This window comes from Bradyrhizobium sp. NBAIM01, from assembly GCF_020194115.1.
In the GTDB taxonomy this organism is placed as follows: domain Bacteria; phylum Pseudomonadota; class Alphaproteobacteria; order Rhizobiales; family Xanthobacteraceae; genus Bradyrhizobium; species Bradyrhizobium yuanmingense.
On record NZ_JADYVU010000010.1, the window covers coordinates 144,250 to 166,877 of the forward strand.

Annotated in this window: 18 protein-coding genes; 8 read left to right on the forward strand and 10 right to left on the reverse strand. The window is 65.6% G+C overall.

All coding sequences use genetic code 11. The annotated features are described in order from the left end of the window. Window positions 1-11 precede the first annotated feature (11 nt). Window positions 12-1,808: a tetratricopeptide repeat protein gene (locus I6F31_RS27610; RefSeq protein WP_036024894.1), complete on the reverse strand. Its 1,797-nt coding sequence runs from the start codon at window positions 1,806-1,808 to the stop codon at window positions 12-14. A 287-nt stretch (window positions 1,809-2,095) separates the two neighbouring features. Continuing rightward, window positions 2,096-3,757: an electron transfer flavoprotein-ubiquinone oxidoreductase gene (locus I6F31_RS27615; RefSeq protein ID WP_109144973.1), complete on the reverse strand. Its 1,662-nt coding sequence runs from the start codon at window positions 3,755-3,757 to the stop codon at window positions 2,096-2,098. A 135-nt stretch (window positions 3,758-3,892) separates the two neighbouring features. On the opposite strand from I6F31_RS27615, the gene I6F31_RS27620 reads away from it, so the two are divergent. Next, a complete protein-coding gene (locus I6F31_RS27620; RefSeq protein ID WP_225147840.1) occupies window positions 3,893-4,708 on the forward strand; it encodes a uracil-DNA glycosylase in 816 nt (271 codons plus the stop codon). Window positions 4,709-4,830: 122 nt separating this feature from the next. On the opposite strand, the gene I6F31_RS27625 is transcribed toward I6F31_RS27620, so the two are convergent. The 4 genes from I6F31_RS27625 to I6F31_RS27640 form a co-directional block, all read right to left on the reverse strand. After that, entirely contained in the window at window positions 4,831-6,339 is a 1,509-nt protein-coding gene (locus I6F31_RS27625; protein WP_225147841.1) for a glycosyltransferase family 39 protein, read from the reverse strand. Window positions 6,340-6,545: 206 nt separating this feature from the next. After that, on the reverse strand, window positions 6,546-7,403 hold the full coding sequence (locus I6F31_RS27630; RefSeq protein ID WP_225147842.1) for a ribonuclease HII: 858 nt from the start codon (window positions 7,401-7,403) through the stop codon (window positions 6,546-6,548). A 77-nt stretch (window positions 7,404-7,480) separates the two neighbouring features. After that, window positions 7,481-7,936 carry a VOC family protein gene (locus I6F31_RS27635; protein ID WP_225143136.1) on the reverse strand — a complete coding sequence of 152 codons (456 nt, stop codon included), beginning with the start codon at window positions 7,934-7,936 and terminating at the stop codon, window positions 7,481-7,483. A gap of 24 nt (window positions 7,937-7,960) precedes the next feature. Then, window positions 7,961-9,124: a PA0069 family radical SAM protein gene (locus I6F31_RS27640; protein ID WP_225114537.1), complete on the reverse strand. Its 1,164-nt coding sequence runs from the start codon at window positions 9,122-9,124 to the stop codon at window positions 7,961-7,963. A 210-nt stretch (window positions 9,125-9,334) separates the two neighbouring features. Here I6F31_RS27640 and I6F31_RS27645 point away from each other — a divergent pair, with 210 nt between their 5' ends. Continuing rightward, the gene (locus tag I6F31_RS27645; protein WP_225186421.1) at window positions 9,335-11,749 is read left to right on the forward strand and encodes a phosphoketolase family protein; all 2,415 of its coding nucleotides are present in this window, start codon (window positions 9,335-9,337) and stop codon (window positions 11,747-11,749) included. Between the two features lie 2 nt (window positions 11,750-11,751). Next, window positions 11,752-12,924, forward strand: a complete 1,173-nt coding sequence (locus I6F31_RS27650) for an acetate/propionate family kinase (RefSeq protein WP_225186422.1) — start codon at window positions 11,752-11,754, stop codon at window positions 12,922-12,924. An 88-nt stretch (window positions 12,925-13,012) separates the two neighbouring features. On the opposite strand, the gene I6F31_RS27655 is transcribed toward I6F31_RS27650, so the two are convergent. After that, complete coding sequence (locus I6F31_RS27655) at window positions 13,013-13,855, reverse strand: RMD1 family protein (RefSeq protein ID WP_036024879.1); 843 nt, start codon at window positions 13,853-13,855, stop codon at window positions 13,013-13,015. Between the two features lie 252 nt (window positions 13,856-14,107). Between I6F31_RS27655 and I6F31_RS27660 the strand changes: the two genes are divergently transcribed. Both I6F31_RS27660 and I6F31_RS27665 read left to right on the forward strand, forming a co-directional pair. Further along, the gene (locus I6F31_RS27660) at window positions 14,108-14,683 is read left to right on the forward strand and encodes a glycosyltransferase (protein ID WP_225127822.1); all 576 of its coding nucleotides are present in this window, start codon (window positions 14,108-14,110) and stop codon (window positions 14,681-14,683) included. Window positions 14,684-14,746: 63 nt separating this feature from the next. Beyond that, a complete protein-coding gene (locus tag I6F31_RS27665; protein ID WP_225186423.1) occupies window positions 14,747-15,706 on the forward strand; it encodes a helix-turn-helix domain-containing GNAT family N-acetyltransferase in 960 nt (319 codons plus the stop codon). A gap of 191 nt (window positions 15,707-15,897) precedes the next feature. Here I6F31_RS27665 and moaB read toward each other — a convergent pair whose 3' ends face one another. Together moaB and I6F31_RS27675 are read right to left on the reverse strand one after the other, a co-directional pair. Then, window positions 15,898-16,461, reverse strand: a complete 564-nt coding sequence (moaB, locus tag I6F31_RS27670; RefSeq protein ID WP_036037229.1) for a molybdenum cofactor biosynthesis protein B — start codon at window positions 16,459-16,461, stop codon at window positions 15,898-15,900. A 35-nt stretch (window positions 16,462-16,496) separates the two neighbouring features. Continuing rightward, on the reverse strand, window positions 16,497-17,438 hold the full coding sequence (locus tag I6F31_RS27675; protein WP_036006315.1) for a neutral zinc metallopeptidase: 942 nt from the start codon (window positions 17,436-17,438) through the stop codon (window positions 16,497-16,499). A gap of 418 nt (window positions 17,439-17,856) precedes the next feature. Here I6F31_RS27675 and I6F31_RS27680 point away from each other — a divergent pair, with 418 nt between their 5' ends. The 3 genes from I6F31_RS27680 (at window position 17,857) to I6F31_RS27690 (ending at window position 20,313) form a co-directional block, all read left to right on the forward strand. Beyond that, window positions 17,857-18,987, forward strand: a complete 1,131-nt coding sequence (locus tag I6F31_RS27680; protein WP_036006312.1) for a site-specific DNA-methyltransferase — start codon at window positions 17,857-17,859, stop codon at window positions 18,985-18,987. Between the two features lie 190 nt (window positions 18,988-19,177). Further along, complete coding sequence (locus I6F31_RS27685; protein ID WP_036037226.1) at window positions 19,178-19,504, forward strand: hypothetical protein; 327 nt, start codon at window positions 19,178-19,180, stop codon at window positions 19,502-19,504. A gap of 128 nt (window positions 19,505-19,632) precedes the next feature. Further along, window positions 19,633-20,313 (forward strand): glutathione S-transferase family protein, encoded by a 681-nt coding sequence (locus I6F31_RS27690; RefSeq protein ID WP_036006308.1) that lies wholly within the window; start codon window positions 19,633-19,635, stop codon window positions 20,311-20,313. 54 nt (window positions 20,314-20,367) lie between these two features. Here I6F31_RS27690 and I6F31_RS27695 read toward each other — a convergent pair whose 3' ends face one another. Continuing rightward, entirely contained in the window at window positions 20,368-22,377 is a 2,010-nt protein-coding gene (locus I6F31_RS27695; protein WP_036037221.1) for a methyl-accepting chemotaxis protein, read from the reverse strand. Window positions 22,378-22,628 lie beyond the last annotated feature (251 nt).

The following is a 22,628-nucleotide window of genomic DNA, read 5'->3' on the forward strand; positions in this document are numbered from 1 at the left end:
ATGCGCCTAGCTTAGCCGCCCTTGCCGTCGTCCTTCTTCTTTTCGGCCTGCGCCGCAGAAGAGTTCGAATTGTCGTCGGGAAGGCCGTTGGCGATCTTGGCCTCGATCTTCGGCAGCTCTTCCGGCTCGGGCTTGAGATCGCGCGCATGCGACCACTGGAATTTTGCCTCCAGCGTGCGGCCGACTCGCCAATAGGCGTCGCCAAGGTGGTCGTTGATGGTGGGATCCTCGGGCTTGAGATCGATCGCACGCTCGAGGTTCTTCACCGCCTCCTCGAAATTGCCGATGCGGTAATAGGCCCAGCCGAGGGAATCGACGATGTAGCCGTCGTCGGGACGCTGCTCGACGGCCCGCTTGATCATCTTCATGCCTTCGTCGAGATTCACGCCCTGGTCGATCCAGGAATAGCCGAGATAGTTGAGGACGTGCGGCTGGTCGGGCTGCAGCTCCAGCGCCTTCTTCATGTCGGCCTCGGCCTTGGCCCATTGCTTGGAGCGCTCCTGGCAGATGCCGCGATAATAGTACCAGACGCTGTTGGCCTTGTCGTTGCCGGGCGGCAGCACCTCGATGCCTCGTGAATAGGTCGCGCCGCAATCGCCGAACCGCTTGCGGCCGCGCTCGATGTTGCCGAGCGCCATGATGGCTTCGAGGTCCTTGGGATCCTCCGAGGTGACGCCCTTGAGGATCTTGATCGCCTCGTCGGTGCGGTCGGCGGAATCGAGATCGATGGCGAGCTGAATCTGCGCGTTGCGCTTGAGCGGCGAGTTGGCGGGCACGCGCTCGTAGACCTTGATCGCCATCTTCGGCCGCTTGACCGATTCGTAGAGATCGGCGAGCGACAGCAGTGCCAGCGGATGCGTCGGCTGCAGGTAGAGCGAGAGCTGGAGATAGACCAGCGCCAGATCCTCGCCACCGCGGCGGGTCAGCGTCGCGCCGATGCCGTAGAGCGCTTCGGCGGCGCCGGCCTGCGCGGAATCGACCAGCGGCGGCATCTTCTTGCCGGCCTTGGTCTCGCGCAGGCCTTCCTGGATCAGCGGATGGCGCGCGAGCTTCTTGTCGAAGGCCTGATAGATGTTGGTAGCCGCGGCGGAATCCTTGTTGCGCGACAGCCAGCGCGCATAGGCCTCGGTCACGCGCAGCATGGAATCGTCGAGCTTGTAGGCGCGCTCGAAGCGCGTGCCGGCGTCCTTCTCCTTGCCGGAGAGCTCCAGGATCATGCCGGTGTGGAGATCCTTGAACAGCGGATACCATTCCGGACCTGTCAGCTTGTCGATGGTGGCGACACCACCCTTGGCATCGCCCGCACCATAGGCGGCCCAGCCCGACAGCAGCGTGGCGACGAGATCGGTGATCGGACCACGGATCGACTGGTTGATGTTGGTCTGCGCCGCGACGTACTTCTTCAGCTTGAGATCGTGCACGCCGACGACGAGACGGGCGACGCGGTTGGTCTTGTCGATGGTGAGGATGCGCTCGGCGAGCTTGACCGCCTCCTCGATGTCGCCGTCGGCGACCGACGAGATGAAGGCACGGTCGAGCAGCTCGTTGTTCTTGGGATCGGTGCGGAGCGCCGAACGGTAGAATGCGGCGGCCGAGGTCGCGTCGCGCTCAACGCTAGCATGGCGGGCGGCGAGATAGCTGCCGGCGCCGGTGAGCGACTTCAGATCGTTTCGCGTCGGAAATTGCGCCGCCGTGTTTTCCGGATGATCCGGCGTCTGCGCCAGGACCGCGCCGGGGACCGTCGCGATCGCGGTGCCCATGAGGGCGATGGCGGCAGCAGTCCAGCGGTTGAAACGATTTGAAAACATCAGGGCTCGCCTTGAGTTGGGTGGTGCCTGGGTTTGCAGCAGAAGACCGTATCGCAAGCGAACGCGGCCGGTGACATCCGGGCCCGGAACCGTCAGGCCGACAATGCCGCTTTTGGCGCTTCGCCGCAAGGATTCGGACCCGGGAAGATCCCCTCCGCACGCCCAAACCGGCCCATTGAAACCGCGCCAGCGCCCCAAGACGCCGCCACTATGGCCTTATCGTGGCCGCGGCGGGTCGCCGCAGCCCCGTCCTCACGGGAACGTGCGCCTGGTCACCTGCGATGTCCTCACATCGCCTCGTAGTTCGGGCCGCCGCCGCCCTCCGGGGGAACCCAGGTGATGTTGCCGTTGGGATCCTTCACGTCACAGGTCTTGCAGTGAACGCAGTTCTGGGCGTTGATCTGGAAGCGCGGGCCGGAGCCCTCCTCGATCCATTCATAGACGCCAGCCGGGCAATAGCGGTTCGAGGGGCCGGCATAGACGTCGTGCTCGGACGTCTTCTGGAGGTTCATGTCCGTGACCTTCAGATGGATCGGCTGGTCCTCCTCGTGATTGGTGTTGGACAAAAACACCGAGGAAAGCTTGTCGAACGTGATCTTGCCGTCGGGCTTCGGGTAGTTCCTCGGCGCGTGGCTCTTGGCCGAATCGAGCGTGGCGCGGTCGGGCTTGACGTGCGACTGCGTGCCAAACAGTGAGGCGCCGAACAGCGTATTGCACCACATGTCGAAGCCGCCCAGCGCGACGCCGAGCACGGTGCCGAACTTCGACCACAATGGCTTGACGTTGCGGACCAGGAACAGGTCCTTGCCGACCGATGAGGAACGCCAGGCGTTCTCGTATTCGACGAGCTCGTCATTGGCGCGGTCGGCGGCGAGCGCGGCCGCAACATGTTCGGCAGCCAGCATGCCGGTGCCCATCGCATTGTGCACGCCCTTGATGCGCGGCACGTTGACGAAGCCGGCCGCGCAGCCGATCAGCGCGCCGCCGGGGAAGCTCAGCTTCGGCACCGACTGATAGCCGCCCTCGGTGATCGCGCGCGCGCCGTAGGCGAGCCGCTTGGCGCCTTCGAAGGTGCCGCGGATCGAGGGATGGGTCTTGAAGCGCTGGAATTCGTCGAATGGGGACAGATAGGGATCGTCGTAGTTCAGATGCACGACGAAGCCGACGGCGACGAGATTGTCGTCGTAGTGATAAAGGAACGAGCCGCCACCGGTCTTGAGGTCAAGCGGCCAGCCGAATGAATGCTGGATCAAGCCCTTCTGGTGCTTGGCGGGATCGATCTGCCAGACCTCCTTGAGGCCGATGCCGAACTTCGGCGGCTCGCTCTTGGCGTCGAGCGCGAACTTGTTGATGAGCTGCTTGGTCAGGCTGCCGCGGGCGCCTTCGGCGAACAGCGTGTACTTGCCGAGCAATTCCATGCCGCGGGTGAAGGAATCCTTCGGCTTGCCGTCGCGGCCGATGCCCATGTCGCCGGTGGCGATGCCCTTGACCTTGCCCTCCTCGTCATAGAGCACCTCGGCCGCCGCAAAGCCCGGATAGATCTCGACGCCAAGCGCCTCGGCCTTGCGCGCCAGCCAGCGGCAGACATTGCCGAGCGAGCCGATGTAGCAGTGATGATTGTTCATCAGCGGCGGCATCATGAAATTCGGCAGCTTGATCGCGCCGCCGCCGGTCATCCAGTAGAAGCGGTCGTCCTTGACCTGCGTCTTCAGCGGGCAGTCGGCATCCTCGCGCCAGTCCGGGATCAGCTTGTCGAGGCCCGCGGGATCGATCACGGCGCCCGAGAGGATGTGCGCACCAACCTCGGAGCCCTTCTCCACCACGACGACGTTGAGCTCGGCGTTGAGCTGCTTGAGCCGGATCGCGGCCGACAGACCCGACGGGCCGGCGCCGACGATGACGACGTCGAATTCCATGGATTCGCGCGGGGGAAGTTCTTCGGTGCTCATCTGATCTCAGCCCTTGAGACGGTCCTTGGTCGTTTGCGCCCTCTTGTTTCCGATTTTTCCGGGTAGGACAACCTCGGAATCGCGTTCCGCCGGGATGCAAGGCCGTCCAAGGTGATATAAAAGTCAGACTTTCCCATGATCCCCGAACCCGCACCCACCGTCCGAGAGCTGCTCGCCTTCTATCTGGAGGCCGGTGTCGACTGCACGCTCGCGGAGGAACCGATAGACCGCCTCGCGGAAATCGATGCGCCGCCACCCAGCCCGCGCGCGGCCCCGCCAGCCGAAGCGCCGCGGCCGGTCGCCGCGCCCGCGGTCATGCGCGGCGAAGCCGCGCCTGCACCGGACGTCGCCATCGCCTCGGCACGCGAAGCCGCACGCACCGCGCCGACCCTGGAGGCGCTGCGCGAGCTGATGCAAAATTTCGAGGGCTGCGCGTTGAAGCACACCGCGACGCGACTCGTGTTCGCCGACGGCAACCCGCAGGCGCGCATCATGTTCGTCGGCGAGGCGCCGGGCCGCGACGAGGACATCGAGGGACTGCCCTTCGTCGGGCGCAGCGGCAAGCTGCTCGATCTGATGTTAGGGGCCATCGGCCTCAACCGCACCACCGCCTACATCGCCAACGTCATTCCTTGGCGGCCGCCCGGCAACCGCACGCCGACGCCGCAGGAGACGCAAATCTGCCTGCCTTTCATCCAGCGCCAGATCGAGCTGGTGAACCCCGACGTGCTGGTGACGCTCGGCAATCCCTCGACACAGACGCTGCTGTCGACGCGCGAAGGCATCATGCGCACGCGCGGGCGCTGGTTCGACTACGACACCGGCCAGCGCGTGATCCGCGCGCTGCCGACGTTTCACCCGGCCTATCTCTTGCGCTCGCCGGCCTACAAGCGGCTGGCCTGGCAGGATCTGCGGGCGATCGCGAAGGTGCTGGCGCAGGGCGCCGTGTAACGACGCCCACGCCGTCATTCCGGGGCTCGCGAAGCGAGAGCCCGGAATCCATCGAGCGGCAGAGTTGGTGGATGAATGGATTCCGGGCTCGCGGCTTCGCCGCGCCCCGGAATGACACCGACCTACGTCCCCTTCGGCCGCACGATGGCCCAGCCGATGCGCAACAGCTGCTGGCGGCCGGTCACCAGCCATTCGAAGGCGCGCGGGACTTCCGGCACGATGCCGGGAAAGCGCTTGAGGATCTCCGGCGGCGGCGTGCCCGCGGTATCGGAGGCGCGCCAGACCACGACGCCGCCGGTCTCGCTGAACTTGGTCTGGCTCATCCACGGCGTCCGCGCGGGGGCGGCGTCGATGAACAAATGCGGCCGGCCGGAATGCAGCGCGATCAGGCTAGCGAGCTGGGTCTCGCCGGCGACGGCGCGCAGGCGATGGTTGGTGCGGCGGGCGAAGCTCTCGTCGAAGAAGTCCGAGATCGCGCGCGCCGGCATCGAGGTCGCAATTTCGCTAGTGCCCGTCCAGGGCAGGAACAGGACGGCAAGCACCACGCCGGCGGCGGGCGCGGCAACGGCGGCGGCCCAGACCATGCGGAGCATGCGCGCGCGGCGCATCGCGATGAGATCGCCGGCCGCGACGACCACGGCAAGCCCCGACATGATCAACACGACGCCGGGGCCGCCGACGACGGAATCGAGCCCCAGCAGGCCGGAGATCAGCACTGCGCCGAGCGGCAGAGCGAACGCGAAGAAATAGACGAAGTTGCGCGCAAGCGGCTCGACCGGCGGGCGGTAGATGATCGGCGGCTCCTCGCCCTTGCCGGCGAACATTCCGGTGTTGAGAAAGGTCAGCGCCGGGATCGCCGCCGCCCCGAGCACGAGGCCGCCGAGCAGCCAGACCGCATGCAGCGCGCGGTCGTTGAGCTCGGCGACTGGCGGCAAGGCCGGCAGCGCCAGCGTCTCGGCCCGCATCAGAAAGACCGCATAGGGCAGCGCCAGCACGGCGACGACGATTAGCGCGAACAGCGGATCGAGCCCGCGCAGCGTCCGGCGGCCGCCGGCGGTCGTAACCGCGAAGACGACGATCAGCAGCAGCAGGAAGATCGCGGCGGGCGTCGTCAGCAGCAGGAGGCCGGCTTCGATCGACCAGGCGAACCAGGCATTACCGCGGCGCTGGCCGATGATCTGCCAGGAGTGCAGCAGCAAGAGCGCCCAGAGCGGCCGCGCCAGGATCAGCGGGCCGAAGTCCAGCGCCGAGGAGGAGAAGGCCAGCACCGTCATGGTGAGGAGCACGGCAAGCACCGCCTGCTGCGAGCCGACCACGGCACGGGAGAGATGATAGAGCGCGATGAAGGTCGCGATCTCACAGAGCTGGGCGAGCACATAGACGCCGAGCATGTGGCCGCCGGCGGCGCGATAGGCGATGTCGGCGAGCCAGATGGCAAGCGGCGGGCCGAGATCGGTGCCGACCTGGTATTCCCTGCCGAAGGCCAGAAGGGTCGCGAGAGTGCCGGGCGGGCTGCGGTAGAACACCAGCGCCACGAACAGCCACATCGCGGCCTGCAGCAGCACCGCAATCCAAACGATCAGCCGCGGCCGGGCGCGAATGAGCTCGATGACCAGGGAGGTAAACCGCATGCAACGTCCGAAGGTGCAGCCAACCCGTCCAGCCGGCCCTATTCGCTCACGTCTGTTTTGATAAAGGGCGTCACGGGTTGTGGCAACCGCCGCAGTTCGTCATGCCCGGGCTTGTCCCGGGCATCCACGTTCTTCGTGCCGCTGGTAAGACGTAGGTGGCCGGGTCAAGCCCGGCCATGACGGATGGGAAAGCTGTAGGAGGATCGCTAGAGATTTACGGAAGCGTCGATCTCGACGCTCGCCTCCACCTGCACCTCGACCTCGGTCACCGAGAACAGGTCGTGCACCGGCTCGACGGTCCAGGGCATGTGCTTGGCGCGGGCGGCGGCGACGGGAGCGAAGAAGCTGCGGTGGTGGATGGAAGGGCCGAGGCGATCAAGCGCGTCGAGATGCTCTGGCACGGCGTAGCCCTTGTGCTGCTCGAAGCCGTAGCCCGGGCAGTCCTGCGCCAGCGCGCACATCAGCCGGTCCCGGGTGACCTTGGCGACGATGGAGGCCGCGGCGATCGACAGCACGATACCGTCGCCGCCGATCACGGCCTCGCAGTCGCATGCGGTGTCGAGCCGGTCGCGGCCGTCGACGAAGACGTGCCTGGGCGCCTCGGGCAGGGCCACCACGGCGCGCTTCAGCGCCCACAGCGAGGCGCGCAGGATGTTGTCGCGGTCGATTCGCGCCGGCGAGGCGACGGCGACCGAGACCTGCGCGGTGGCGCAGATCTTGTCGAACAGCTTCTCGCGCTCCTCGGCGGTCAGGCGCTTGGAATCGTCGATGCCGCGCGGGATGCGGTGGGGATCGAGAATCACCGCGGCGGCCACCACGGGACCTGCGAGCGGGCCGCGGCCAGCCTCGTCGCAGCCCGCGACCGGCCAGACGCCGCGCTTGATCAGCACGCGCTCGCGGCGGAAGCTGGGGGCAGCAACGGCAATGATGCCTTTCCTACCGGCAGGGACCTTCGCAGCATCGGCCGCAGATATCTTTGCCGCCTTGGCGGGCACAGCCTTCGGCGCGGCCTTTTTCTTCGGCGCGGCTTTGGCTGGGGTCTTGGCGGAGGGGTCCCGAATCATGGCCGGGATCGTGCGCCAGGGGGCTTCGCCAGCGCAACCGGGAACCCACGATATTCCCGTTATTCAGGCCGCCCGCCCTACTCCGCCAGATGCACCCGCCGGTCCTCGCCCACCTCGATGCCGGGTGCGACCACGACTTCCCAGACATGTGCATCGGGATCGGCAAAATAGCCGCAATAGCCGCCGTAATCGGTCGCGTGCGCCGCCTTCAGCAAGGTGGCCCCCTTCTCGACGGCGAATGCCAGCACCTCGTCGACCTCCTCGCGGGTCACGCAATTCCAGGCAAGCGTCATGCCGCGAAAGGTCGTGGGCCTCGGCTGGTCCTCCGAGGACGCGTCTGCGGCGAGCCGATCCCAGTGATAAAGCGCTAGCACCGGACCGCCGGTGTCGTAGAACGCAACCGCCTCGCCGGTCTCCTTCAGCCGGCGCGAGAAACCGAGCGCGTCGTAGAAGGCGATGCTGGCGCGGATGTCGTTCACACCGAGCGTGATGACGGTCAGCCGCGGCACCGGCACCGCGAGTTCCTTGAGCATGCGACACCTCTTGCATGTGTCCGCTCAAAACAGGCTGAGCTGATCACCGTTCCGCTTCGGCCGCGCAAAGTGATCAATGGTCAGCTTGGAGCGCCGCTTGTTGAGGCCGAGCCTCTCGCAGGCGATCTCGAAGCGGCGGCCGATGGTCCAAGCCATCGGTCCGGTGCCCTTCATCCGCTCGCCCCATTTGGCGTCGTAGTCGCGCCCGCCCCGCATGTCGCGGATCAGGGTGAAGACGTGACGATAGCGGTCCGGATAGTTCGCCATCAGCCATTCGCGGAAGAGATCGCGCACCTCCAGTGGCAGCCGCAGCAGCACATAGGCAGCCTCCTTGACCCCGGCATGGGCGGCGGCGTCGAGGATGCGCTCGATCTCGGAATCGTTCAGCGCAGGGATCACGGGCGCGACCATCACCGTGGTGGGAATGCCGGCGTCCGAGAGCTGCTTCAGCGCCTCCAGCCGTTTCGGCGGCGTCGAGGCCCGCGGCTCCATCGTGCGCGCCAGCTTCGGATCGAGCGAGGTGACCGAGATCGCGACCTTGGCGAGGTTGCGCTTGGCCATCCGCTGGAGAATGTCGATGTCGCGCAGCACCAGCGCCGACTTGGTGACGATGCCGACGGGATGCCCTGCGCGCTCCAGCACTTCCAAAATGCCGCGCATGATTTTGCGCTCGCGCTCGATCGGCTGGTAGGGATCGGTGTTGGTGCCGATCGCGATCATCCGCGGCTCGTAGCCGGGAGCCGCAAGCTCCTTCTCGAGCAGCGAAGGCGCCTCGGGCTTCACGAACAGTTTTGACTCGAAGTCGAGCCCCGGCGACAGGCCGAGATAGGCGTGGGTCGGCCGCGCGAAGCAATAGACGCAGCCGTGCTCGCAGCCGCGATAGGGATTGATCGAGCGGTCGAAACCGATGTCGGGGGAATCGTTGCGTGTGATCACCTTGCGCGAGGTGTCGACGGCGACACTCGTCTTGAACGGCGGCAGCTCGTCGAGGCTCTGCCAGCCGTCGTCGAAAGCGACCCGCGCCTCGGCCTCGTAACGGCCGCTGGCGTTGGACTGCGCGCCCCGCCCTCGCCGTCGCGCGCGGTCGATGGCGACGCCAAGCTCGGGGAAATCTGAAGGCGCACCCGCCGGCTCGGAGGGCGCCGTGACCGGCGGGTGCTTGAGAGCATGAGAGGATGCTGGACTCATGCAGCCAAGATAGCACGACATAGGAACAAATCAAGAACACAAATCAAAAACGTGAAAACAACCCCATGCACAGTAGAGCTGCCCAAACTTCGCGCGCCTGCCTTTGACCTCACGCAACACAGCCGTCACGACCATCCCGTTTCATGCCCGACGGATCGATCGCCCCGGAACCGGGTTGGTGACGATCGCGAAGTGAAGGTCGGCAGGAACATGACAATCCAACAAAAAACGGCCGAAGCGAGCAGCGACCTCGATCTGCTCGATCGCTATTGGCGCGCCGCCAACTACCTCTCGGTCGGGCAAATCTACCTGCTCGACAATCCGCTGCTGCGCGAGCCGCTGCGGCCCGAGCACATCAAGCCGCGTCTGCTGGGTCATTGGGGCACGACGCCGGGCCTGAACTTCATCTACGCCCATCTCAACCGCGTCATCCGGGCGCTCGATGTCAGCGTGATCTATGTCTGCGGTCCCGGCCATGGCGGTCCGGGCATGGTCGCCAACACTTATCTCGAAGGCAGCTACAGCGAGATCTATCCCGATATTGCGCGCGACGCGGACGGATTGCGCAAGCTGTTTCGGCAGTTCTCCTTCCCCGGCGGCATCCCGAGCCACGCCGCGCCGGAAACGCCGGGCTCGATTCACGAAGGCGGCGAGCTCGGCTATGCGCTGGTGCACGCCTATGGCGCCGCATTCGACAACCCGGATTTGATTGTCGCCTGCGTGGTCGGCGACGGCGAGGCCGAGACCGGCCCGCTCGCTGCGTCCTGGCACTCCAACAAGTTCCTGAACCCTGCCCATGACGGGGCGGTGCTGCCGATCCTGCATCTCAACGGCTACAAGATCGCCAACCCGACCGTGCTTGGGCGGATGCAGGACGCGGAGATCCGCGACCTTTTCCGCGGGTTCGGCCACGAGCCGCTGTTCGTCAGCGGCGACCATCCCAAATTGATGCACCAGGCCATGGCCGATGCGCTCGACGTTGCATTCGCCAGCATCCGCTCGATCCAGCAACATGCCCGCGACGGCCGCACAACCGTCGAGCGGCCGCGCTGGCCGATGATCGTGCTGCGCAGCCCCAAGGGCTGGACCGGCCCGAAGGAGGTCGACGGCAAGAAGGTCGAGGGCTTCTGGCGCGCGCATCAGGTGCCAGTCGCAGGCTGCCGCGAGAACCCGGAGCATCTCAAGGTGCTCGAAGACTGGATGCGCAGCTACGAGCCGGAAAAACTGTTCGATGGCAACGGCGCGCTCGTTGCCGAGCTTCAGGCGCTTGCGCCCGAAGGCGTCAGGCGCATGGGCGCCAATCCGCATGCCAATGGCGGCGTGCTGAAGAAGGAGCTGAAGCTGCCCGACTTCCGCAGCTTCGCGATCGAGGTGACGCAGCCCGGCGAAGTCGTTGCGGAAGCGACGCGCGAGCTCGGCAAATTCCTGCGCGATGTCATCCGCCTCAACGCGAAGGAGCGCAACTTCCGCATCATGGGCCCGGACGAGACGGCATCGAACCGGCTCGACGCCGTGTTCGAAGCCACCGAACGCGTCTGGATGGAGCCCACTGAGCCTTACGACGTGCACCTCGCCCAGGACGGCCGCGTCATGGAGGTGCTGAGCGAGCATCTCTGCCAGGGCTGGCTGGAGGGCTATCTGCTCACCGGACGGCACGGCTTCTTCTCCTGCTACGAGGCCTTCATCCACATCGTGGATTCCATGTTCAACCAGCACGCCAAATGGCTGAAGGTGACGCGGGAGCTGCCGTGGCGGCGTCCGATCGCCTCGCTCAATTATCTGCTGACCTCGCATGTCTGGCGCCAGGACCATAACGGCTTCAGCCATCAGGACCCCGGTTTCGTCGATCTCGTCGCCAACAAAAAGGCCGACATCGTCCGCATCTACTTCCCGCCGGATGCCAACACGCTGCTCTGGATCGCCGACCACTGCCTGCGCACCTATAACCGCATCAACGTAATCGTCGCCGGCAAGCAGCCGGCGCCGCAATGGCTGTCGATGCAGGACGCGGCGACGCATTGCGATGCCGGCATCGGCATCTGGACCTGGGCGGGCACGGAGGACGGAAAGGGCGAGCCCGACGTCGTCATGGCCTGCGCCGGCGACGTGCCGACGCTGGAGACGCTCGCTGCCGTCGACCTCCTACGCAAGGCGCTGCCGGACTTGAAGATCCGCGTCGTCAACGTCGTCGACCTCATGACGCTGCAGCCGAGGGAGCAGCATCCGCACGGCCTGTCCGACCGCGACTTCGACAGCCTGTTCACGCGCGACAAGCCTGTGATCTTTGCCTATCACGGCTATCCCTATCTCATTCACCGGCTGACCTATAATCGCACCAACCATGCCGGCATGCATGTGCGCGGCTTTGCCGAGGAGGGCACCACGACGACGCCCTTCGACATGGTCGTGCTCAACGAACTCGACCGCTACCACCTCGCGATCGAGGCGATCGAACGGGTGCCGGGACTGGCGACCAAGGCCGCTCAGGTGAAGCAGCAATTCCGCGACAGACTGATCGAACACTCCCGTTATGTCCGCGAACACGGTGAAGACATGCCTGAGATTCGTGACTGGGTCTGGCAAAACAGCGCCGGCGGCAACACGCCGGCCGAGGCCGGCGATTAGCGATGTCGGACACGGTCCTCGTCCTCAACGCGGGATCGTCGAGCATCAAGTTCGGCCTGTTCGATGCCGCGGCGGCCGAGCCTGCCCTGCTCTGCAAGGGCCTGCTCGACGAGCACGAGGCCAAACCCCGGCTGGTGGTGAAGGGCCCCACGGGCGAAGACCTGTTCGAGACAAGCAATCAGGCGCCTGACGGAGCCCGCGGCCATCTGTTCGCGGACGTGCTCACCTTCATCGAGGACCGGTTCGGTGGACGCAGCCTGCGGGCCATCGGCCATCGCATCGTCCACGGCGGGCCGGATTATTCAGGCCCGGAGGTCCTGACAGACGACATCATTGCGAAACTGGAGGCCTTGACGCCGCTGGCGCCGCTGCACCAGCCGCGCTGCCTCGCGCCGGTGCGCACACTGGCGGCGATCCGGCCCGGGCTGACGCAGATCGCGTGTTTCGACACCGCCTTCCATCACGGCCTCGCGCCGCCGGCGAGCCGCTTCGCCATTCCCCGGCGATTCGAGGCGCGTGGGATCAGGCGCTACGGCTTTCACGGCCTCTCGTTCGAATATGTCGCGGGACGCCTGGCCGAGATCGCGCCGGAGCTCGTGGCCAAGCGCACTGTCATCGCGCATCTTGGCAATGGCGCCAGCCTCTGCGCCCTGCGCGATGGCCACAGCATCGACACCACGATGGGGCTGACGCCGCTCGACGGCCTCGTGATGGGCACGCGCTGCGGTGCGATCGATCCGGGCGTGCTGCTCTATCTGCAACAGCACGAGAACATGTCGGTCGAGAATGTCCAGCACCTGCTCTATCACGAGTCAGGCCTGTTCGGCGTCTCAGGGATATCCGCCGACATGCGCACGCTGCTGGCGAGCCGCGAGGCTGCGGCGCGTGAGGCCGTCGACCTCTTCACCTTCCGTGCGGCGCAGCAGGCCGCGATGATGGCGACCACGCTCGGCGGCCTGGACTGCCTGATCTTCACCGGTGGCATCGGCGAGCACGCCAAGGAGATCCGCGGCGCGATCGGCGAGCGTCTCGCCTGGATGGGCGTGCGCATCGACGCCGCAAGCAACGATGCCGCGCGCGAGCGCATCAACGGCAACGACAGCATGGTCGAGGTCTTCGTCATCCCCACCAACGAAGAGATGATGATCGCGCGCCATTGCGCGGCTCTGATCTAGGGCGTTATCCCGTTGCGAAAACACCCTCTCCGCAAGCGGGAGAGGGAGTGCACTTACGTTATAGCAATCAAACCTGATCTCATCATGCTTAGTGACCGCGGCCGGTCAGGAGCTGAAAAGTCCCCATCGCGACCTCGATCAGGATCAGCACCACGACGGCGATCTCCAGGCGGAGCGAGCGCTGGGTGTCGATGATATCGGTCAGCGCGTTGGCGGTCTCCGACACCGCGGCGAGCTTGCGCTCGAGCGTGTCGAGGCGCTCCTTCAGTTCGTATTCGTCCTCCAGGCGCGAATAGAGCCGGTCGAGCTCGGGCTTCTCCCAGAGCACGTCGGGCTTCTCGGCGACGGCGACGCGGCCGGCGACCCGCTGCTGCACCAGCAGCGCGTTGCCGATCAATTGCAGGATACCCTTGCGCCGTTGCGGCGTGCGACCGCGCTCGGCGAGCTCCCGTGCAAACGGCTCGATGACGTCGAAGACCGCGGCGACGCGCCGCTCGTCGCGCGCCAGCGACGTGCTCTTGGCGAGTGCGTCCGCAACCAGCAGCAGCCGGTCGTCGGAGAACTTGGCGAGGCAGATCGGCCCGCCCGGCTGGATCGTCTCGCCGGCTTCCTCGTTGCAGAGCTGCGCCTGCGCGATCTCCTCCTCGTAGGGGCTGAACTCTCCGGTCACGCGCGATCTCAGGTTGTCGACGAGGACCTTCTCCTCCGACGGCAACAGCCCGATCAGCACGACGACGCCGTAGCGAAAGATCACGGCAAGGCCGGCATGAACGCGGAAGGCGGCCGGCGTCGAGGACACCAGCGTGCCGATCTCGAGGCCAGACGCGTTGATGCGGTCGCCCAGCATCAGCGCCCGGATCCGCAAGGTCGGCGCGGCCTCCTGCTTCGGCGATGTTGGCGCGGTGCCAACGGCGAGGTGATCGGCGTTCATGCAAAGTCTCTCCCGGGCAGCGAAACGTCGCCACGAAGCATTCGGGGTTAATACCGTCAGGATCGGCTTGTGCCGAAACATTCGGCAATATTACCAGCCGCGCCTGGCACATCTGGCCGCGATGAACTCGCGGCAGTTTACCATCGCACGCCGAAGCCCCTTCCGAAAGTTGCACTCGGCAGCGCGACGGGTTTATGACAACATCATGCAACGCTACGCTTCTACCGAAGTGCGGAAACTGAAGCCTCAATCATGCTGAGCGTCATCATTCCGACCGAAGGTGTCGAGCAGACGGCGGTCGCAACCCTGGCCGCGCTGGTGCCCGGCGCCACAGCCGGCGTAATCCGGGAAGTGCTTCTGGTCGACGGCACGCGCAACGGCGTCATCGAGCGCGTTGCCGACGTCGCGGGCTGCCGTTTCATCGGCTTCGAAGGGCATTCGCAAGGCGCTGCGCTCGCTGCCGGCGCGCGCCAGGCCCGATCGCCCTGGCTGATGTTCCTGCCTGCCGGCGCGGTGCTGGAAACGGGCTGGATCGAGGAAACGACCCAGTTCATCCAAGCCGTCGCCACCAGCGGCCGGGATCGTGCCGCGGTGTTCCGCTATGCCCGCTCGCCTTACGCAAATACCGCAGTGCGCGACGTCCTCTGGGCGGTGGCGCGCAGGCTCGTCGGTCCGCTCGGCGATCAAGGGCTGCTGATCGCGCGCGATCATTACGACCGGATCGGCGGATACCCGCCCCACGCCCGGCATTCCGAGGCGCGGCTGCTCCGGCGGCTCGGCCGGTCGTCCCGGACGATGCTGCGCAGCCGGATTGTCATGGTCGGCTGAAGCGCCGAGATACTTGCCAACGTCAATCAATTAATTGACAATGGCAAATATCGAGGTGATCCCATGCTATCGAAAGCTTTGCCGTCAAGCGCCGTGGCCGAACAGGCTGCCGACGACCACGTCGCAGCGGTTCGCGCCTTCAACCGCTTCTACACCCGCAAGCTCGGTGTGCTCGACCAGCACCTCGGCAAGAGTCCGTTCTCGCTCAGCGAGGCACGGGTGCTCTACGAGCTCGCCCATCGCGACGACCTTGCCGCAAAAGAGATCGGACACGAGCTCGGTCTCGATCCCGGCTATCTCAGCCGCATCGTCCAGAGCTTCGACGAGAAGGGGCTGATCACGCGAAAGCCGCTGCCCGCGGACCGCAGGCAGTACCAGCTCAGCCTGACCGCCAAAGGCCGGCAGGCTTTCGCCAAGCTGAACCTGAACTCGCAAAACGAGGTCGCCGCGATGCTGGCTCAGCTTTCGCCTGGCGATGCGACCCGGCTCACGCAGGCGATGGCCACGATCGAGGCCGTGCTGGAGCAACGCCGAAGCCCGCCCGCTTCTTTCATGCTGCGCAGCCATCGCGTCGGCGACATGGGCTGGGTGATCTCCCGCCAGGGCGCCGCCTATGCTGCGGACTACAATTGGGACATCAGTTACGAGGCGCTGGTCGCCGAGATCTGCGCACAGTTCATCAGGAATTACGACGCCGCGCGCGAGCACTGCTGGATCGCGGAGGTCGGTGGCGAGCCGGTCGGCTCGGTGTTCCTGGTCAAGGCCACGGACGAGATCGCCAAACTCCGCCTGTTGCAGGTTGAGAAGAAAGCACGGGGCCTCGGCGTCGGCCGCGCCCTCGTCGAGCAATGCATCCAGGGCGCGCGCGAGCGCGGCTACGGCAAGATGACGCTGTGGACGCAGAGCATTTTGGTGGCTGCGCGCGGGATTTATCAAAGCGCGGGATTCAAGCTGGTCGCGACGGAGCCGCATCACAGCTTCGGTGCCGACCTGGTCGGCGAGACGTGGGAGCTGGATCTCTGATCTCGCAGCGAGCGAGATGCGCGTTGCTGCGCCCTCTCCCCTTGCGGCAGAGAGCATGTCAACTGGCAAATGCAAGCTCGCTTGGGTGAGGGGTATGTCTCCACAAGCATTGGTGCGCGCGGAGAGAACCCCTCATCCGGCGCTTCGCGCCACCTTCTCCCACAAGGGGAGAAGGGAAGAAAAGCAAGAACTCACACCGTCGCGCCTTGCGCCTTTGGCCGGCGCAGATGCTCGTCCAGCCGCGGCATGATCTCGACGAAATTGCAGGGGCGCGTGCGGTAGTCGAGCTGAGCCGCCAGGATGCCGTCCCAGCCGTCGCGGCAGGCGCCGGGCGAGCCCGGCAGGCAGAAGATGTAGGTCGCGCCCGCCACGCCGGCGGTGGCGCGACTCTGGATCGTCGACGCCCCGATCTTGGCGTGGCTCAGCATGTGGAAGGCGATCGAGAAGCCGTCCATGCGCTTCTCGAACAGCGGCTCGATCGCCTCGGGCGTGACGTCGCGCCCGGTAAAGCCGGTGCCGCCGGTGGTGATGACGACGTCGATGCCGCTATCGGCGATCCAGCGGCGGATCACGGCGCGGATCGCCTCGACATCATCGGTGACGATCTCGCGCGCGGCGAGATGATGACCCGCAGCGGTGAGACGATCGGCGAGGGTCTGACCGGACTTGTCGTCCGCAAGCGCGCGCGTGTCGGACACCGTGAGCACCGCAATGTTGAGCGGGATGAATTGTTTGGATTCGTCGATAGAGGCCATTCTTCACCCTCGCTCGTCGTTCCGGGGCTGACGCGTTACAACGCCCCCGCACCGAACGTGTTGCAGGCCTGGACCGTGCCCTGCTGGTAGCCGATCATGAACCATTGCTTGCGTTGCGCCGCCGAGCCGTGGGTGAAGGAGTCGGGTACCACGCGGCCGGTGGCCTGGCGTTGCAGCGTGTCGTCGCCGATCGCGCTCGCCGTGGTCAGCGCCGCCTCGATGTCGCCGGGCTCGAGGAAGTTCGGACGCTTCTTCGCCTCACGGTTGACCCAGACGCCGGACAGACAATCGGCCTGCAACTCCACCTTGACCTGGAGCGCATTGGCCTCGGCCTTCGAGCCGACCTGCTGCTGCAGCCGCGTCACGCGCGGAATGATGCCGAGCAGGTTCTGGATGTGATGGCCGACCTCGTGCGCGATGATGTAGGCGGTGGTGAAATTGCACGCCGACTTGCCGGAGCAGCCGCGAAAGCGGGTCTCGACCTCGCGGAAGAAGGCGGTGTCGAGGAAGATGGTCCGATCGGGCGGACAATAGAACGGCCCCATGGCCGACTGCGCCATGCCGCAGCGGCCGCCATTGGTGGCGTTGCGGAACAGCACGATCTTCGGACCGGTGTACGACTGGCCGTTGGCCTGGAAGATCTCGCTCCAGCGATCGTCGAGCTCGCCGAGGATGCCGGAGATCATGCTGCCCATCTCGTCGGTCGGCGCGCCGCGCTTGCCGGAGGAGGCCTGACGATCGGTCTGATAGGTCGGCGCATGGCCGCCGCCGGAGAGGATCTCGGCGCCGCCGATCAGGATGCGGGGATCGATGCCGAAGGCGTAGCCGACCAGGCCGAGGATGATGATGGTGCCGATGCCAAGCCCGCCACCGCCCATCGGCAGGCCGAACCCGCCGCCTCCGCCGCCGCCAAAGCCACCACCTTCGTCGCGACGATCCTCGATGTCGTCGCTGCGGCGGAAGTCATCGTAGCGCATGGCGGCCTTTCCTCTGGGGTCCCTGATTTAAGTTTCGACGGCGCACAGAAACGCGAAAGCTCAACGCGCCACATACGTAAAATTTCCGTTGCTTTTATCAATATCGTGGCCGGCAAAAATTGCCTAGTGCGACAGCCTGTCGATGCCAGCAAATTTTTCCGAGGGCCGAGCAGTTTTTTCCGAGAGAAATTTACAGCCTTTTTCCCGCCACGATCGCTCCAGCGAACCGCGCAATCGCGAAATACACTGTAAAACAAGGCGAATGCGCGCAACAATTTGTGCGCGAACGATCATGCGGGGAGTGCTCACGAAAGCGGCGGGTTAAGTCGATTTTTACTTTGCCCCTTCAATGTAACGGGCAGTCGGTTGTTTGGTCCCGCGTCGCCGACAGCGTCGCCTGAGTCAGAGTTCTTGAGTCATGGTAGAGTCGCGTCGCGGGGCGTCTGCAAGGGCGCCCCGCACAAATTTTGAGTCGCCTTCGCATCGCATCATCGTCGGCGATTGCGTCGCCGAGATGTCGAAGCTCCAGGCAGGCAGCGTCGACCTGGTTTTCGCCGACCCGCCTTACAATCTGCAGCTCAAGGGCGACCTCAAGCGCCCCGACGAATCCCATGTCGATGCCGTCAACGACGACTGGGACAAGTTCGATTCGTTTGCCGCCTACGACGATTTCACCCGCGCCTGGCTGCTCGCCGCACGCCGCGCCATGAAGCCGTCGGCGACGATCTGGGTGATCGGCTCCTATCACAACATCTTCCGCGTCGGCGCCATCATGCAGGACCTCGGCTTCTGGCTGCTGAACGACATCGTCTGGCGCAAGACCAATCCGATGCCGAATTTCCGCGGCCGCCGCTTCACCAACGCGCACGAAACCATGATCTGGGCCGCGCGTGACGAGAAGGCCAAGGGCTACACGTTCAACTACGAGGCATTGAAGGCCGCCAACGAGGATGTGCAGGCGCGGTCCGACTGGCTGATTCCGCTCTGCACCGGCGAGGAGCGCCTCAAGGGCGCCGACGGCAAGAAAGTGCATCCGACACAGAAGCCGGAAGGCCTGCTGGCGCGCGTGCTGCTGTCCTCGTCCAAGCCCGGCGATCTCGTCATCGACCCGTTCAACGGCACCGGCACCACCGGCGCGGTCGCCAAGCGCCTCGGCCGCTCCTATGTCGGCTTCGAGCGCGACAAGACCTACGCCAAGGCGGCCGAGGCGCGCATCGCCAAGGTCGAACCGTTGCCGGAAGAGAGCCTTGCCCCGTTCATGACCGCGCGCGAGGCGCCGCGCGTTGCGTTCTCCGAGCTGATCGAGCGCGGCATGATCATGCCCGGCACCAAGCTGTTCGACGCCAAGAAGAAGCTCGGCGCATTGGTGCGCGCCGACGGCGCCATCATGCTTGGCGACAAGGTCGGCTCGATCCACCGCATCGGCGCGGTGGCGCAAGGCGCGCAGGCCTGCAACGGCTGGACCTTCTGGCACGTCGAGACCAAGAAGGGCCTCAAGCTGATCGACGAGCTCCGCGCCGAGATCCGCGCGGGAATGGCGGCGGAGTAGCTTTCCCACCGTCATTCCGGGGCTCGCGAAGCGAGAACCCGGAATCCATCGAGCCACGTCCCATGCCGCCCAATGGATTCCGGGCTCGCGCCAAGAGGCGCGCCCCGGAATGACAGCGGCGTGAGTTGAAAGCCGCGCCAACCAGGACTAGATTCGCCCGACTAGCCCCCTCCTGACCGGTTGGGCTCCCATGCGACGACAGTCCGAGACATTGCTGCTGGTGCCGCTGCTGCCGATCTTCCTGATCGGCATGTTTCCGATGTTCCTGATCGCGCTGCTCGGATTCTTCGGCCTGGCGCTGTTCGGCGTGCTCGTGATCTGCGTCGGGCTCGCCAGCAGCAACGAGGCGCACGATACTTTCAACCACGACGTCATCGTTCACGGCTATGCGCGCGGGTCGGAGCGCGCGGCGCGGGCCTCGGACATGCATCTCGCCGCGCGGCTCGGCCTGCGGCTGGAAGCCGTGGGCGCGGCCATGGTCGTTGCGGCGGCAATCGGCCTCTGTTACGCCGCCTGATCTGCGTACCGCGCAGACACCGCCCGGCAAACTCGCCGGTTGCTCTCTCGGGCGAGGTTCAGGCAAGACAGGCTCGCCCAACGACGCCGCGGCCGCGCGCGGCAATATAGACACCGGGGAGATGCTTGATGCTCAAGTTCTATTTCAATGGATCACCGAACCCGACCAAGGTCGCGCTCTATCTCGAAGAATCCGGCCTGCCGTTCGAGCCGGTGAAGATCGACACCCGCAAGGGCGAGCAGTTCACGCCGGAATTCCTCAAGATCAATCCGAACGGCAAGGTGCCGGCGATCGACGATGGGGGCACCATCGTGTTCGATTCGAACGCCATCCTGCTCTATCTCGCCGAGAAGACCGGCAAATTCCTCCCCTCCAACCGCGCCGAGCTCTTGTCCTGGCTGATGTTCGTCGCGAGCGGCGTCGGGCCGTTTTCGGGTCAGGCCGTGCACTTCAAGCATTTTGCGCCGAAGGACCAGAACCACGACTACGCCAACAACCGCTATCAGTACGAGACGGACCGCCACTACAAGATCCTCGACGCTCACCTGAAGGACCGCCGCTACATGGTCGGCGACAGCTATTCGATCGTCGACATGGCGATGTGGGGCTGGGCGCGGATGGTGCCGTTCAAGCTCGGCGACGACGCCTTTGCGCGATACCCGAACGTGAAGCGGCTGGTCGACGAGATCTCGGCGCGCCCGGCGGCGGCGCGTGCCATCGCCCTGAAGGACAAGTTCACCTTCAAGGCCGAGATGGACGACGAAGCGCGAGCCAACATGTTCAAGCACATGACCACCAAGGTGGCTTGATCGCGCCGCTGTTCGAGGCCACGCGCATCCGCGTGGCCTCTTGCTTTCAAGACGTCAGGCAGCGTGGACCGAGCTCAGGAACTTGGCGACTTCCTGCTTCAACCGGTTGCTGTCGGCCGACAGCGAGCGCGCCGCCGACAAAACCTGCGAGGAGGCCGAGCCGGTCTCGGAGGCGCCGCGCTGCACGTCGCCGATGTTGGACGAGACGAGCTGCGTGCCCTGGGCCGCCTGCTGGACGTTGCGGGAGATCTCCTGCGTCGCCGCGCCCTGCTGCTCCACGGCCGCGGCGACCGTCGAGGCGATCTCCGACAGCCGCTCGATGGTGCCGCTGATCTCCCGGATCGAACCGACCGACTCCTCGGTCGCGGCCTGGATGCCGGAGACCTGCTGGGCGATCTCGCCGGTGGCCCTTGCCGTCTGCTCGGCGAGCGCCTTGACCTCGGTAGCGACCACGGCAAAGCCGCGGCCGGCTTCGCCCGCACGCGCCGCCTCGATCGTGGCGTTCAGCGCCAAGAGGTTGGTCTGGCCGGCAATGGTGCTGATCAGCTCGACCACGTCACCGATCCGCGCGGCGGCCTTGGAGAGCGCACCGACGCGCTCGTTGGTCCGGCTCGCCTGACCGACAGCCTCGGTGGCGATGCGGGCGGATTCCTGCACCTGGCGGGCGATCTCGGAGACCGAAGAGGAGAGCTCCTCGGTCGCAGAGGCGACCGCCTGCACATTGGCCGAGGCCTCCTGCGAAGCGCTGGCGACCTCCGTCGAGAGGTCCTGGGCGCGCGCGGCAGTCGTCGTCAACGTGCCGGCGGAGGCTTCGAGCTCGCCCGATGCCGACGACACCGTGTTGACGATCTCGCCGACGGCCTGCTCGAACTGATCGGCGAGCCTGGCCATGTCTTTCCTGCGGTTCTCGGCCTGCCGCGCCTCGAGTTCGGCCTGCTCGGCGCGCATGCTCTCGGTCTCGATCATGTTGTCCTTGAAGACCTGGATCGCCTTGGCCATGTCGCCGATCTCGTCGGCCCTGCCGCGGCCGGGAATCTCGACCTCGAGATTGCCGCCGGCAAGTCGCCCCATCGCCTGCGTCATCGAGGTCAGCGGACCGACGATGCTGCGGGCGATCAGGAAGGCGACGATGCCTCCGAACAGGATGGCAAGGCCGCCGGCGATCTCCTGCACGGTCGTCGTTCCCGCGATCACGGCCTCGGCGGTGGTGCGCGATGCCTGGTAGTCCTCCTTCAGCGTCGTTTCCGCCACCTTGAGCTTGCCGATGCTGTCGACGATGAGGGGCGCGAGGCTCTTGTGGTAGATCTCGTCCGCTTTAAGCATCGCTGCGGAGGTCGTCTCGAACGCCGTCTTGTAGGTTTCAAGCGAGGTCTTCACCGGCGCCAGCGTGGCGCGCAACGCCGCCGCCTGCGGGCTCTTTTCGAGTGCCCCGAGCCGTTGTAATGCCCTGTCGATGCTCGCCCTGAAGGTCGCAGGGCCCTGCGCATCGCGAAGGGCCAGAAAACGCCAGTTTACGATCCTCACGAGCAGGATTCGGGATTCGAGATCGGCGACGAGGGAAGCGGTATCTTCATCGACGGCGGCGCGCGCCACGTCGACGAGCTTGTTCGTCTTGGTGGCAAGGTCCTCGCCACTCGGCAGCAGCGTCGCCTTGCCCGTTCTCGTCTCGTTGACGGCGTCGCCGAGATTGTCACGCAGGCGTCGCATTTTCGCGATCTCGTCGATCAGGCCGTTGTAGAGCGCGCGCCGCTCCTCGGAGAGCGCCCCCTGAGCGCCGACCCGGAGCAGCTCGCTCGCCGCGGTCTCGCGCTCTTGCGCTTCCTTCATTGCGGACTCGTTGCCGTCGTAGACGTAGCGCAAATTGGCCCGCTGAATAGCCTGCAGATGGGCCGATATTTCCAGCACCCGCGCCGTGCTGTCCGAGAGGGCAGATTGTCTTGCGACCTGATCCTGCACGTCCCGCAAATTCCAGACGGCAACCACCGCCATCACGACACCCACCGCCACCAGGGCCATGAAGCCTGCGTACAGGCGTCCCCTGATCCGCAAACGAAATTTCGGCATTCCCACTGTCCACCCAGATGCATGTGAATTAGAGGGGCCGAACGACTCCGGCGATCGTCACGGCCACTCCGACAGCCGCACGCCGCGCCCTGGCGGCCTACGCTGCACCGCGACACAATGGGGGACACTTCTTAATTGAACCTTCAAATTCCTCGCGCGCCCGATCTCGACCCGCACCAAATCTGCCGATTTTGGCGGCAGCTATGCAAAGCCGCATGCGAATCCGCTGTGCCATGCACGCCGGTGCATAC